This window comes from Pseudomonas sp. NPDC089407, assembly GCF_044900445.1.
Classification (GTDB): domain Bacteria; phylum Pseudomonadota; class Gammaproteobacteria; order Pseudomonadales; family Pseudomonadaceae; genus Aquipseudomonas.
The window spans coordinates 26,244-39,946 of sequence record NZ_JBJDNB010000024.1 but is presented as its reverse complement, the minus strand read 5'-3'; the positions used below and the strand labels follow the sequence as shown (position 1 = coordinate 39,946).

10 protein-coding genes, 1 tRNA gene and 1 pseudogene are annotated in these 13,703 nt (G+C 55.2%); 9 read left to right on the top strand and 3 right to left on the bottom strand.

Annotated elements, in window-relative coordinates:
* The first annotated feature begins 1 nt into the window (after position 1).
* On the top strand, positions 2-2,389 hold the full coding sequence (locus tag ACI2KG_RS18670) for a response regulator (RefSeq protein ID WP_404662890.1): 2,388 nt from the start codon (positions 2-4) through the stop codon (positions 2,387-2,389).
* Between the two features lie 227 nt (positions 2,390-2,616).
* On the opposite strand, the gene ACI2KG_RS18665 is transcribed toward ACI2KG_RS18670, so the two are convergent.
* Positions 2,617-2,691 (bottom strand) — tRNA-Gln (locus tag ACI2KG_RS18665).
* Positions 2,692-2,958: 267 nt separating this feature from the next.
* On the opposite strand from ACI2KG_RS18665, the gene ACI2KG_RS18660 reads away from it, so the two are divergent.
* Entirely contained in the window at positions 2,959-3,201 is a 243-nt protein-coding gene (locus ACI2KG_RS18660; protein ID WP_176507476.1) for a hypothetical protein, read from the top strand.
* A 130-nt stretch (positions 3,202-3,331) separates the two neighbouring features.
* On the top strand, positions 3,332-4,402 hold the full coding sequence (zapE, locus tag ACI2KG_RS18655) for a cell division protein ZapE (protein ID WP_404662889.1): 1,071 nt from the start codon (positions 3,332-3,334) through the stop codon (positions 4,400-4,402).
* A gap of 109 nt (positions 4,403-4,511) precedes the next feature.
* Here zapE and ACI2KG_RS18650 read toward each other — a convergent pair.
* Positions 4,512-5,705, bottom strand: a pseudogene (locus ACI2KG_RS18650) (AMP-binding protein); the annotation flags it as partial.
* 90 nt (positions 5,706-5,795) lie between these two features.
* On the opposite strand from ACI2KG_RS18650, the gene ACI2KG_RS18645 reads away from it, so the two are divergent.
* The 5 genes from ACI2KG_RS18645 to ACI2KG_RS18625 all read left to right on the top strand — a co-directional run bounded on the left by ACI2KG_RS18645 (position 5,796) and on the right by ACI2KG_RS18625 (position 11,130).
* A complete protein-coding gene (locus ACI2KG_RS18645; RefSeq protein ID WP_404662888.1) occupies positions 5,796-6,935 on the top strand; it encodes a tyrosine-type recombinase/integrase in 1,140 nt (379 codons plus the stop codon).
* Between the two features lies 1 nt (position 6,936).
* Entirely contained in the window at positions 6,937-8,589 is a 1,653-nt protein-coding gene (locus ACI2KG_RS18640) for a hypothetical protein (RefSeq protein WP_404662887.1), read from the top strand.
* Entirely contained in the window at positions 8,589-10,475 is a 1,887-nt protein-coding gene (locus ACI2KG_RS18635; RefSeq protein WP_404662886.1) for an integrase, read from the top strand. Before ACI2KG_RS18640 ends, ACI2KG_RS18635 begins: the two co-directional genes overlap by 1 nt.
* Positions 10,462-10,863, top strand: a complete 402-nt coding sequence (locus ACI2KG_RS18630) for a TetR family transcriptional regulator (RefSeq protein ID WP_404662885.1) — start codon at positions 10,462-10,464, stop codon at positions 10,861-10,863. The genes ACI2KG_RS18635 and ACI2KG_RS18630 overlap by 14 nt, the downstream gene beginning before the upstream one ends.
* Positions 10,864-10,977: 114 nt before the next feature.
* Positions 10,978-11,130 (top strand): hypothetical protein, encoded by a 153-nt coding sequence (locus tag ACI2KG_RS18625; protein ID WP_186517051.1) that lies wholly within the window; start codon positions 10,978-10,980, stop codon positions 11,128-11,130.
* Between the two features lie 231 nt (positions 11,131-11,361).
* Here ACI2KG_RS18625 and ACI2KG_RS18620 read toward each other — a convergent pair whose 3' ends face one another.
* Positions 11,362-12,606, bottom strand: coding sequence for a hypothetical protein (locus ACI2KG_RS18620; protein ID WP_404662884.1), 1,245 nt, complete (start codon positions 12,604-12,606; stop codon positions 11,362-11,364).
* Between the two features lie 272 nt (positions 12,607-12,878).
* On the opposite strand from ACI2KG_RS18620, the gene ACI2KG_RS18615 reads away from it, so the two are divergent.
* The gene (locus ACI2KG_RS18615) at positions 12,879-13,598 is read left to right on the top strand and encodes a hypothetical protein (RefSeq protein ID WP_404662883.1); all 720 of its coding nucleotides are present in this window, start codon (positions 12,879-12,881) and stop codon (positions 13,596-13,598) included.
* Positions 13,599-13,703 lie beyond the last annotated feature (105 nt).

Sequence of the window (13,703 nt, the reverse complement as noted above, 5' to 3'; positions counted from 1 at the left end):
GATGCAGCAAACGCCTCTTAAACTGCTAATGGTCGAAGACAGCTCGATGGATGCCGAGCTTACCCTGATGCGCCTGGAGCGCAGCGGGCTGCATGTACAGTCGCATCTGGTATTCGACCATGCGGGTGTCGAGCAAGCCTTGCACGAGGCGCGCTACGACCTGATCCTGTGCGACTGCGTACTGCCGGGTTCGTCCGGCACCGAAGTGCTGGCCATTGCCCAACGGCTGGCGCCGGACGTCCCCTTCATATTCCTCTCAGGCATCTACGGCGAAGAGCACGCGGTGGAAATGATCCGCCTGGGTGCAACGGACTATGTGCTGAAGAAAAACCTGCCATTACTGCCCAAGGCGGTGCGCCGGGCGCTGACCGAGGTGCAGGAGCGCCAGCGACGGCGCCGCGCCGAAGAAGCCCTGGCCAACGTCGAGGCGCGCGCGCGCATTGCCATCGATGCCGCCGGCATGGGTACCTGGGACCTGCGCCCGCAAGAAGGCCTGCTGCTATGGGATGACCGCTGCAAGATCCTGTTCGGTGTAGCCCCCAGCACCGAGATGAGCCTTGAGGTGTTCTATGGCGGCATCTACCCCGCCGACGTGCAAATGGTGCGCAATGCGGTGGAGTACGCCATGCGCCCCGAGAGTGGTGGCCATTACCGGGTGGAGTTCCGCATTGCGCAAGCCAACGGCCTGGAACCGCGCTGGTTGCTCAGCAGCGGCCAGAGCCAGTTCGTCGACGGCCAATGTGTGCGCTTTTCCGGGGTACTGCAGGACATCCATACCCAACGCCTGGCCACCCAGGCGCTGCGCCAACTCAACGAAATGCTCGGCGAACGGGTCGAGCGCCGCACCCGTGAACGCGACCGCGCCTGGGAGCTGTCGCAGGATTTGCTGGCCGTGCTGAACAAGGACCTGACCCCGGTCGCGCTGAACCCTGCCTGGGAAGCCAGCCTGGGCTTTTCCCGCGAGCGCCTGAGCCAGTCGTCCTTGCTGCACCTGTTGCCCGAGCCCGACCAGGAATTGCTGCTGACCGAACTGGCCGCCCTCTCCCACGGCCGCACCAGTGCCCGCTTCGTTGGCCGCATCCTGCACGCCAGCGGCCAGCACCGCTGGCTGTCGTGGGTAGTGGTGCCGGAGGACACCTTGCTGTACGTGGTGGCGCGGGATATCACCAGCGAACGCGAAGCCGCGCTGGGCCTGGCCGAAGCCAACGCCCGCCTGCGCGAGCAGATCGCCGAGCGCGAACGCATCGAGGCGGCATTGCAACAGATGCAGCGCCTGGAAGCGGTAGGCCAGCTGACCGCCGGTGTGGCGCACGACTTCAACAACCTGCTGACGGTGATTCTTACTGGCGCCAGCTTTCTGGAACGCGACCTGGCCAAGGGCGACCTGGACAAGGCGCGCACACGCCTCACGCATGTCCGCGAAGCAGGCGAGCGCGGCGCCAAGCTGACCTCGCAGCTGCTGGCCTTTTCGCGCCGCCAGCGTCTGGAGCCGGTACCACTCAACCTCAACCGCACCCTGGCCGGCCTTGAAGAGTTGCTACGCCGGACCTTGGGCGGCAATGTCTCGGTGCGCCTGGACCTGGACCCGGGCCTGTGGCAGGCACTGACCGACCCGACCCAGACCGAAATGATCATCCTCAACCTGGCGATCAATGCCCGCGATGCCATGCCGGACGGCGGCCAGCTGACCCTGGTGACCCGCAACACCCGCATCGATGCTCGCCCGCAACGCCCGGAAGACCCAGACCCGGGCGAATACGTGATGCTGAGTATCCGCGATACCGGCTGTGGCATGAGTGACGAGGTGCTGGGCAAGGTGTTCGAGCCGTTTTTCACCACCAAAGACATCGGCAAGGGCTCCGGTTTGGGCCTGGCCCAGGTGTTCGGCTTTGCCAAGCAGTCCGGGGGTGGCGTGCGTATCGACACCACGCCGGGGCGCGGCACCGAGGTGGCGGTGTACCTGCCGGCAGTTAAAGAAGCAATGCTCAACGAACCTGCAACGCCGCGGCTCAGCCAGTCGATCAGCGAAAACGGCGATAACCGCACCGTGCTGCTGGTGGATGATGACCATTTGGTGCGCGACATGCTCGGCGATGTACTGCGCCAGTACGGTTACCAGGTGCGCCAGGCGCACAGCGGCGAGCAGGCCTTGGCACTGCTGGATGACCAGATCGACCTGTTGCTGACCGACTTCGCCATGCCAGAATTCAATGGTGCGCAACTGGCGCTGGCGGCGCGCGAGCGCTATCCGCGCTTGCCGGTGCTGTTCCTCACCGGTTATGCGGAGCTGGAGGGGCTGGAGCTGCCAGGCAGCCTGGTGATGCAGAAGCCGGTGCAGGCCGATGAGCTGGCGCGGGCGCTGAACGAGATGCTGGGGATTTCTGGGTAAACTGAAATGGCGCGCCCCCTGTAGGAGCGGCCTTGTGTCGCGATCGGGCTGCGCAGCAGCCCCCACACTTTATGCTGTGACTGCAATCTTGGGGCTGCTGCGCAGCCCGATCGCGACACAAGGCCGCTCCTACAACAGGGGTCGGGGATGGCAGCAAAAACCGGAGACGACAAAACCCAGCGCTCATCAAACTAAGCACCGGGCAATATACGTTTGAAACTGGAAAATGGCAGGGGCGGCTGGATTCGAACCAACGCATGGCAGGATCAAAACCTGCTGCCTTACCGCTTGGCGACGCCCCTGTATCGGATGCAGCATTTGCTGCTCTGACAATTCCAAGTAGGTGACAACTGCTTGTTTGCTTGTTGTCTTGGAATGCGCGGCACTTTAACAACAAAGTTTCAGTCTGTGAACCCCCTGATCAAAAAAAATTGTCAAAAAACAGCGGCTTAGTCATTTACACCGGATGCAGGTTGACCGTCCGTCGCTTTCCCCCCGCTTCGCTTCAACACAATCGCTTTCCTCCCTTCCAATCAGATGAGCCATTTGCATTGACCAAGGAGGACCCCATGCCTGTCTCCCACGACCTCTACCAAGACCTGCACTACCCCCGCGAAATCGTCCAGCAGCGCCGTCAGCAGGACAAGACACTGGACCGCTTGCTGGACGAATACGTGGACATCGACAACCAGGTGCTGGCCGCCGAGTCGATCTCGGCTGGCAACTTCGTTGACGAAGACCTGCGCCACTTGAAGGAGCGGCGCCTGGCGGTGAAGTACATGATCGAACGCCAACTGGAGCGCAAGGCCTAGGTCAGCTGCGCACAGGGCGGCCGAACCTATCGCGAGAAGCGATGATTGCCGGGCACTTTCTGTATTAGTCAAAATGGCCGCCCTCGGGCAAGCTGCACGCTGCCCCGCCATCGCCCAAGGAGCGTTGCTTTTGTCTGCCTGGATCCCTAACCCGCTGCGCCAGCTCGGCCAACGCCTGCGCGGCGCCGCCAATCAACAGAGCGAACTGCTCAGCTGGTTCGAGGACAAGGCGCTCAGCCGCAGTTATCAGCTCAGCGATGGCCAGCGCCGGGTCATCCACTGCATGGCCGCACAACTGGCGCAGCTTGAGCAAGGGCAGCCACGCAGCCTGTACCTGTACGGCTCGGTTGGCCGGGGCAAGAGCTGGCTGCTCGATGGTTTCTTTCAGGCCGTGCCGGTAGCAGCCAAGAAGCGCCTGCATTTTCATGACTTCTTTGCCCGCCTGCACCAGGGCATGCACCGCCACCGCGCGCTGGACGACGCACTGGGTGCGACGCTCGACGAACTGGTGGGCGACTGCCAAGTGCTGTGCTTCGACGAATTCCACGTGCATGACATTGGCGATGCCATGTTGCTTACCCGGCTGTTCACGGCTTTGTTCAGCCGCGGCGTTTTCCTGCTGGTAACCTCCAACTATGCGCCGGAAGGGCTGTTGCCCAACCCGCTGTACCACGAGCGCTTCCTGCCGGTGATCCGCCTTATCAACAGCGCGATGGAAGTGCTGGAAGTGGGCGGCGACACCGATTTTCGTAGTTTGCCGGCCAACCGCGAGCATCAGCGCTTTACCCAGGGCCATTACGTGTGGCCAGGCAATGCAGCGCAGCGCCAGGCGCTGAATGTACCTGCGCAGCTGCCGCTGATACTGGAAGTGAACAAGCGCCCGCTGCGCGCCCTGGCCGTTGATGGCCGGCGGGTAGTGCTTGGCTTTGACGACTTGTGCGAAAAGGCCACGGCAGTGATCGACTACCTGGTACTGGCCCAGGCGTACGATGAGTGGATTATCGATGGGCTGGATGACTTGTCGGAGTGTTCGCTGGCGGCGCAGCAGCGCTTCGTCAACCTGGTGGATGTGTTGTATGACCAGGACCGGCAGGTGGTGGTGATCGGCAAGCGGCCGCTGGAAGAAAGCCTGGGCGGGCCGCTGGCCGACCTGATGCGTACGCGTAGCCGGTTGGGGCAGCTGCATCAGCTGGCCCCTTAGGTTTGTATTGCCTGAACCGGCCTATTCGCGGGTAAACCCGCTCCTACAAGGGTACGTGATTCCATGTAGGAGCGGCTTTAGCCGCGAAAGGGCCAGCACTGGCAACCCATCAACCGGCCCGGGGCAAATCCGCCAGCACCGCCTCGATCTCCCCCAACACCGCCGGATCATCCAGCGTCGACGGCGGCACATATTCCTGCCCATCGGCAATCTTGCGCAGCACCGCCCGCAGAATCTTCCCGGAGCGGGTCTTGGGCAAGCGCTTCACCCGCCGCACGCGGTTGAAGCAGGCCAACGGGCCGATCTCCTCACGCACGCTGCCCACCAGGTCCACCAGCAGCTGCGCCTCGGCAATGCCCTCACCGTCCTTGAGCACCACCAGCGCCAATGGCACCTGGCCCTTGATCTCGTCATGCACGCCAATCACCGCGCACTCGGCCACCGCCGGGTGGCGCGCCACCAGGTCTTCCATCTCACCCGTGGAAAGCCGGTGCCCGGAGACGTTGATCACATCATCGGTGCGCCCCATGATGTAGACGAAACCGTCGTCATCCAGATACCCGCCGTCGCCCGTGTGGTAATAGCCAGGGTAGGTGCGCAGGTACGCCTGCAGGTAACGCTCGTGGTCGCCCCACAGCGTCTGGCTGCAGCCGGGGGGCAATGGCAAGGCGATCACGATCGAACCTTGGTGGTTGGGGCCAAGTAGGTGGCCCTCATCATCCAGTACACGCACGTGATAACCCGGCACGGCGCGGTTGCTCGAACCTGGTTTGGCCGCGCTGCCTTCCAGCCCGACACACGGTGCGGTGACCGGCCAGCCAGTCTCGGTCTGCCACCAGTGGTCATGCACCGGCTTGCCGCTGACCCGCTCCAGCCATTCATGGGTGCTGGAATCGAGTTTCTCTCCTGCCAGGAACAGTTGGCGCAGCGAACTCAGGTCATGCTTGCGGATCAGTTCACCCTCCGGGTCTTCCTTGCGGATCGCGCGCATGGCGGTGGGCGCACAGAACAGCGCATTGACCTTGTACTGCTCCACCACCCGCCAGTAGGCCGAAGCATCTGGCGTGCGAATCGGCTTGCCTTCGTAGAACACCGTGGTACAGCCGCTCATCAACGGCCCGTAGACGATCAGCGAATGGCCGACCACCCAGCCCACATCGGAGATACCCCACCACACATCACCGGCCTGCATGCCGTAGATATGGCGCATGGCATAGCACAGCGCCACGGCATTGCCGCCATTCTCGCGAACAATACCCTTGGGTTTGCCGGTGGTACCCGAGGTATACATGATGTTAGGGGGCGTTTGAATCGTTAGCTGATGTCTCTGACTTGATCTACGCTTCCCTCAGATGATCAAGCCCAGCTCCAAGCTTTCCATCAAGGGACATCCATGCATCTGATCCTTTCCACCCGAGAGTTCAAGCTCGCAGGCCTGTCTCTCGAAGGCTTCCCCATCCTTCTGCACGACAGCATGGAGAGCTGCGTCCCAGCGAATGATTTTCTGAGGAGCTACCTCCGGCGTGGAGCCATTCGCTCACCCAAAACATGGGCAGCCGCCGGAGAAGCCCTTTATGACTATTTTTCATTTCTTCAAGCTCATAACTTGCACTGGCGCGATGTGGATCGGGGAGAGTCGAAAACGCTCTTACATGCTTACCGCGACTACTGCTTTAACATCCATAACTTGGCCACGAGAACAGTTCGCCTTCGCTTGTTTTTCATCTTGAGATTTTATAAATACGCATTGAAGACCGGTTTGGTTTCAAAGCTACCAACCGACCTAGAAATCCGAGCAGTATTTAAAGACCCATCTTACCTCGCTCACATTAGTGGATCTAGCACTACAGCAGAGGCAAGCGATGTGATGCCGCGCCTCGCAAAAACACTACCAAAATATCTAACAATGAAGCAAACCAAACTAATTATAAAATCAACGAAAAACGTGCATCATCGAGCGCTTATAAAATTTGCGCTCAGAACTGGACTGCGTAGAGAAGAGCTTGCCACGTTCCCGCTTAATTACATCAAGAAAGCACTGGCCACGCCCGGCAAAACAGCAAATATCAAAATGCTTCTGGATCCAGAAGATGGATCCGGGATAAAAACTAAGCGCAAAAAATCTCGTTCCATCTGGGTCAGCCGCTCGCTTATAAATGAAGTTAACTTGTACATCAAGCACTACAGGGGTGAAAGGATCGGCCTGGGCAGGACGGACAATGAAAGGCTTTTCGTGAACCAAGATGGACGGGGTTATTCAAATGGCGGAAAAGCCCTTGAGAAGATAGTTAAAAACATAGGTCGCTCTATAGGGCTGGAGGTCACGCCGCATATGCTCCGGCACACCTATGCCACCCATACGCTTGTTCAACTCCAGCGTACCCGTAGCGTAGTTGATCCTATCGCGTTCCTGAGAGATCAATTAGGTCACTCATCAATTAATACGACAATGATCTACGCCCACCTTGTCGATGACTACGTAGACGATGCTGTACTGGAGTATGACCGCGAGCTAAGCGAGTTGGAGGACTGACATGGCTAAAAAGAAGGTATTTCAGTCCTCAGACCTATCCACCCCTGAAATAACGCCCGACATCAACTCTTCAGAACCGTCAATACACGATTTGAAGATTAATCATACTGTAGTGTTTCCCGCCAACCCTACGGGCAGGGTCGGATTCTCCTTCAAAAAGTGGTATGGAAAGAAAATCGATGCGATCACCTACATATTCCACGTACAAATTCTTCGCTTCGTAGCCAAACAAGACGCACAGCTTGAAACCGCCACCGTAGCGTCAATCTGCGGAGCCGTTGGAACTTTCCTTACTTATCTGGCGCTTCATGCCAGGACTCTAAATAAGACGCTAGTCCCTGCGGACATCAACAGCGAAATGATAAACGGCTTTTTGCATCACACCTCTCAACTTGGGCTAGCCATATCTGCTCAACGGGGAAGATTTTCACTAATAAAAACCGCACTACTGGCATTAGGTCAGCGCGGTATTTTCAAATTGGTAACTCACGGCCCGGATAAGACATTCCCCCTAAACCCGTTTCCCAACTCGAATCGATCCATGAAAAAGGCAGAGGGACTCACAAACTCGGAAAAGAAATCACTATTATCAGCACTGCGATCAGCTATCCAGCCAATCTGGGATAACACACAGCCGCTGACAAGTGAGGTTCTCTCCTACTGCCTTCTTATTGTTGCTCTCCATACCGGTAGAAATACCCACCCCCTGCTTGAAATGCCCCCGGACTGCCTGAAGCCACATCCGAAGGATGATACTTTTTTCCTAGTTCTATGGAAGCGTAGAGGGCATAACACGTATAAGGTAGCTTTACGCGAAGAGAGCGAGACTGAAAAAAACTTGGACTCAATGCCTGGAGTTCGATCAAACGTGGCGCGCATGATCAGGCAGGTCATCTCGCGCACCCAACCGCTCCGAGAGCAAGCAACCTATAATAGAGTCTGGCTTTACCGATCTCGCGAATCCGGAAAGCACGACAAGATCTGTTACCTTTCATCATCAATGTTGCAGTCTGCAACCGCGAAGTTGGTAGCCGACTATAACCTTAGAGACAACCAAGGTAATCCGCTGAAAATCACGGTATCAAGATTACGGAAGACCTTCGCCAATCGAATTTATGAGATTCTTGATGGTGATATTGCCAGTACTGCCAGAGCACTGGGCAACAGCCCAAGAATCACAAGTGATAACTATCTAGCTCCTACAACGGAAAGCAAGCAGAATTGGCGCTTTATGGGTGAGATCCTTGTTAAAGAGCTACTTTCTAATACCATAGGCAACACCTATCACAAAACACCAGTTGCCAACTGCAACAACAGTACTCGCAGCCGCTTCATGAATCGAAGTGATCCAATCTGCACGAGCTTTTTGAACTGTGTACGCTGTGAGCATTTCGCAGTGACCTCAGATGACCTGTATAAGCTTTTCAGCTTTTACTTCAGAATATTCAAAGAGCGCAATAACATGCCTAAACACAGGTGGAATCGGGAGCTTGCCCATATCCCGAGACTCATCGACAAATACATTGTCGCAGAGGGCGTTAGCCGTGGAATTTTCAAACAATCCGCAGTAGACGAAGCCAAAGCTCAAGCTCAGAAAAATCCGCATCCATTTTGGAGTTCCGACTGCATTCCTGGCATTGAGGTGATTTCATAATGGATACATCATACAGACCTAATACTGAACGTGAGCTCAGCCCTGTCGATTTAAAAAAAATCCCGACATCTGAACGCGACCTTCTGCCCATTGCGGTTATTAATATAAACAAGCAATGGATAATTGTGAGCCGCTTTGGCGACGACAAATGGCAGGTAAGTGGACATCCTAAAAACCGCGCTAGAAGTCATACCATCGTAGACTTTTCCCGATACCCAGCCGAGTACAGAGATGCAATCAAGGAAATTGCCTACCGGTACTTAATCTGGGGAAGAGAAGGCACCAGAAAGCCAAAAGGCTCGACGCTACGCAACATGCTTAATGACTTGCTGCACTTCATTCGCTATCTAAAAAAACTGGGCGTAACGAACCTCAAGGACATCCCCAAAATTATTTTCCACAATTTCGCCCAAGAAACAAGTACATTAATAACCGCCAGAGGCAAACCGATTGCAAAACTTACCATTTCCAGACGTTTCCTTGCCATTGAGGCACTATTTGAACTAAGCCAACACACCAACCACCCTCTGAAAGCGCATCCATGGCCTGAGACCTCTGCGTTAGGGTTAGCGCGACTCACAGGCAGCAACGCCCAGCATAAAACCACGAGCTCTACGCCTCTCATGCCTGACTTGATTTTTAGCTCGCTATTTGCCAAGTCTCATGAGCTCATTAAAAATGGAAGCCGCCTACTGGATATTCGTGACGACCTAGACGAAGTCAAGATAAAATTTGGCGCAAGAGGACAGAGCAAATATACTGCCGAAAGGAAAAAAGTATTAGAAAATCACAATTACGAGAATGGCGCCAGCGTATTGAGAGAGGAAATCATACACCTCCGAACCGCCTGTTACATCTTAATTTCAAGCACATCAGGCTGTAGAAATCACGAACTTGCCAATCTCAAAGCTGGCGGGTATCACAACACAATTGACGATGATGGCGAAACTTACTATTGGATCAGCGCCGAATCTGAAAAAACTTACGCCGGCATCTGCAACTGGATGATTCCTTCTATCGGAATCGATGCAGTGAAAATCATGGAGCGTTTTGCGTTACCGTACCAGGCCATGATAGCTGATGAAATTGCAAGGCGTGAAAAAACTGACCCATTCGACCCAGAAATCGCTATCGCCAAGGCACACCAAGAGTCCTTATTCCTTGGTGTGGCCACTAGTAAGAATGCAGAGGCGCGCACACTTTCAGTGGGCAGCTGGAATAAACAACTCAAAAAGTTTGTCGAGCTTACTGGCTTAGACTGGAATATTTCAAGCCATCAGTTTCGGAAGAAGTTTGCAAACTATGTTGCACACAGCAAATTTGGTGACCTGCGATACTTGAAAGAGCATTTCAAACACTGGTCAATGGATATGACGCTTGGCTACGCTCTGGATGACTCGTGGGCCCAGAGTTTCGATTTGGAGCTATATGATGAAATCGAAACCGAGCTTGCCGCAATCAAAAAGGAGACAGTGGAAAGCTGGTTGGACGAGAGCGTATTAGCCGGAGGGTATGGCACCAGCCTCAAGGAGTGGCAACGTGACCCTGACAACTTAGCGCTCTTCAAAAATCATGCCTCTATGATCAAGTCAATTTCTGAAAGCACGGCTATACGTAGCAATGGGCATGCCTGGTGCACCGCTGATAATAATGCATGCATCGGGAATTCAATGGATCGAGGGCGCTGCTCGGACTGCAGTAACGCCGCAATCGGGCAAACTCATGTACGAATTTATGAGGAATTGTACGCTAACCTTAAGAATCTTCTCGACGTTAAGGATATTGGAGAAGCAGGTATTGTCCGAATCACTCGTGACATTGAGAGATACGCCGCAGTTCTAACCAAACTTGGCCACAGCCCTGAGAAAAACAATGAACAACTCTAGAAAGCCTGCTGAAGATCGGGAAAAACTAATTCTTTTAGCCCTAGCACGGATAAGAAACAATCGCTCTAACAATGACGAAACCAAGGTGTCTATTTCAGCGGTAGCAAGGGAAGCTGGAGTTTCGGCATCGCTGATCCATAACCATTACCCAAAAGTCGCGGAGATAATTAGAACCGAGCAAGACAAATCAAGTAGAACCCAGCGAGACTTGAAACACAGTGAACTAAAATCCGAAAAAACAAAAAACACCGAGCTCAGGACAGAAAACAAGGAACTAAAGCTCCAGATAGCCAAGCTTGCATCCATTAACGAAATGCTGATTATAGAGAATCTGGAGCTTCGAGCAATCATAACATCTGAAAACGTATCGCACATACCAAAGACTTGACGTTAATTACGATGGCCAACCGATGGATTTTGGAGGAGCAAAGCTCTCATTTCTTCGCCCCACCTCCTTGGATAACCTCTGGCGCTCAACCCCACCTTTAACAGGTCACCCAAGATGAACAACAAACAACGCCGGAGCCTCAAAAAAGCTCGTTTGAAAGCAAAGATCAGCGTGCCTCTCGCCGCCAGAATGGCTTTGGTCGATCCGCGAACCTGGCGGCAACGGGAAGCAGAGGGACGCAGCGAAATGACGGGTGCACTTGGATGACCTGGGCCTTGGACGGGCTCGTACGAGAGCTTCGTTGGAGTAGGAGTCTCAGTCGGCAAGGGCGTTCGCGCTCGTTAAAAGTACGCGACCACAATCGCTCCATATGCTGTAGTTTGATAGGTGGCTTCGACGGGTGCCTAGTTAACGGCGAAGCCCACGGAGAGGTAGTCGAACCATCAGCACCTCATGGCAAACCGCTGAGCTTCGGCAAGCCCAGCAGCTCTACGTCATTCAAGCCTCCGTTTCTGGGAGCTCTTGCGCAAAGCCAGTTAGCCACTCCCTATCCTCCCCTTTCCCTGCCTGGTCAAGGTACCGACGGCCTAGATCCGTAATCGCTATTTGCTCGACGCCATGCTCCAGAACATCAGCCTGCACTATCAGGTCAAAGATCTCTCCATTTTCAGCCTGGCTTACTGTCCCCTCCTCAGGCTTTGAAAATGTCTCGGCGATAGCTGCTTTCGCCTGGCTCTTGGTGTCGAACAGTTCGAGGATGCGTACATCCTCAGATTGATGCCGAGCGCAGACAAGCTCAGGCATACCGGGCACGCCGATGAAGAATACAGAGCGCTTCTTCAACCCGAGCACCTGGGGGTGTTTAGGCCCGCGCCGAATGAGCCAGATGCCATTCGGGCCTCGTGCAGTGCGGTGAGGGATGAGCATCAACTGGCGAGTCTTCATGCTCTCAAAGCAACGGAGTGACAAAGTCGGCGTCCCGACATGAATCAAAGTGCTCCCGCAGCGAAACGTTGCACGCTCGGCGACTGCCTCACTCCATGTCCCGTTGGGCTCAGTCAGATTTGCGACGCGCCAGATGGCAGGCACCAGATCGCGAGTCTTTTGGGTCATGTCACTCGCGATCGTGATCAGCCTGGAATCTCTTCGAGACAAACCTGAGTCCGGGATGGGGCTCATCAGCTCATCGTTGAGAGGGAAGTAATCCCATTCAAGAAAACCTTCCTGGTAAAGCTTGGCAGCACGGATGAAATCATCACCGTGGGTGCGCAACTGCTCCGAACGCAACGGGATGCAGTCTGTATCGCGCGGAGCCCTTCCTGCATCTGCATCAGGCACGATCGAGTCGATCCTCGCCCTCCACGCGTTTGCATCGTCACTGCCGGCCCAAATGAGCACCGCGCCGGATAGCTCAGCACCGGAGCTATTCTCCTGCGGATCCCCATCGTAGAACCTTACGCCTGGGCATAAGCCGAAAAACGCACGTGTGTAGACCTTTGGCATTGGCTTGCCGCCCAACGCCTTCGTGTATTTGACGACAACATCCAAATCCCCGCACGTCAGAGCTCCGCGTGCGTATGAGCCGAATACCCAAAGCTGGTTGACTGTCATACGACAGACGCGCGGCTCATCGAACAGCATGTACTCAAATTCACGGGTCGATACCTTGTCCAGCGCTTCACAAATCCGGATCAGTTGCTTTGTGAACCGCTCCCTCGCGTACCGCTTTTCCTCTGCGCCCACCGCTGTGCCTCCAAGCAAATAGGTTTAGGGTGCCCGTCAATGAACCATGTGGCAATAGCGATGAGCCACTACTTTGTGTCTGCCCTGGGACTCGTATGCACTGTCCCCACCGTCTTGATAGCGTTGCGCCACTGTCGTATAACCATCACGCTCAAAGGCCAGTCACATTTGGTTTCACCGCAGGCGGACGAAGGTCGCCGGGCAGGAAGGCCTCAGGTTAAACAGGGCCGCAAACCTCGCAGCTACAACCGACTTAAACATAGGGAAATACGATGCGCACAAAAGTGGCTGCCATTTTGATGGCTGGTTTATTGATGGCTGGTTGCAGCGATCCAAAGCAGGCGATGCTTCCAGCGGACATGGCCAAATGGTCAGAAGACCAAGGGCTCAAGGATGCTGTGTCCAAGCTGTCCGATGACGAGAAGAAGCTCTTCATTGGGTATGCAACACGCCTCGCGGTAGCAAGTGCGTTTGGGGGCAATAAAACCGTGACCGAGATGACGGTCAATGATGCTCTGAAGTCCCAGCAAGCCTGGTTGGACGAGAAGGCAGCTGAGCAAGAAAAGCAGAGACTCCTGGCCGAGCAGATCAAGCAGCAGCAGCTGGCAGCGCTCAAGGAAATGAATGCCACCCTCACTGCCTCTTTGGTTGAGCTCAAGCTCAATCCCAAGGACTACGAACGAAGCAAATACTCGGAGTACTTCACCATCAGCGTGGCGTTCAAGAACAACACAGCTGAGGCCCTGGCAGGCGTGAAGGGCACGGTTGTGCTGAAGGATATGTTTGGCGATGTCATCAAACGCATCCGGCTGGCTGACGACGCCCAGATCGACGCGGGCCAGAACTACATCTATCAAGGCACCATGGACTTCAACCAATTCGAAGCCTCGGACACCAAGCTCGCCTCGTCGAACACAGCAAAACTGCAGTTTGAATGGGAACCAGACACCTACATTTTCGTGAACGGCAAGAAGCAGGTTATGCCCAACTAAGACCCTGAGCCTGTCGCTTGGGAAGCCAGAGGTAACAGGGCGATGGAAATGACCCTATCGCCCTGTGTGCATCAACCCCACAAGCCGCTTTTCAGCCCAGTCGAC

Bases quoted from the DNA above. Each gene is read 5' to 3' on its own strand.
- ACI2KG_RS18670 (WP_404662890.1), top strand. From the start codon at position 2: ATGCAGCAAACGCCTCTTAAACTGCTAATGGTCGAAGACAGCTCGATG.
- ACI2KG_RS18660 (WP_176507476.1), top strand. From the start codon at position 2,959: ATGCCTGTCTCCCACGACCTCTACCAAGACCTGCACTACCCCCGCGAA.
- ACI2KG_RS18645 (WP_404662888.1), top strand. From the start codon at position 5,796: ATGCATCTGATCCTTTCCACCCGAGAGTTCAAGCTCGCAGGCCTGTCT.
- ACI2KG_RS18640 (WP_404662887.1), top strand. From the start codon at position 6,937: ATGGCTAAAAAGAAGGTATTTCAGTCCTCAGACCTATCCACCCCTGAA.
- ACI2KG_RS18635 (WP_404662886.1), top strand. From the start codon at position 8,589: ATGGATACATCATACAGACCTAATACTGAACGTGAGCTCAGCCCTGTC.
- ACI2KG_RS18630 (WP_404662885.1), top strand. From the start codon at position 10,462: ATGAACAACTCTAGAAAGCCTGCTGAAGATCGGGAAAAACTAATTCTT.
- ACI2KG_RS18625 (WP_186517051.1), top strand. From the start codon at position 10,978: ATGAACAACAAACAACGCCGGAGCCTCAAAAAAGCTCGTTTGAAAGCA.
- ACI2KG_RS18615 (WP_404662883.1), top strand. From the start codon at position 12,879: ATGCGCACAAAAGTGGCTGCCATTTTGATGGCTGGTTTATTGATGGCT.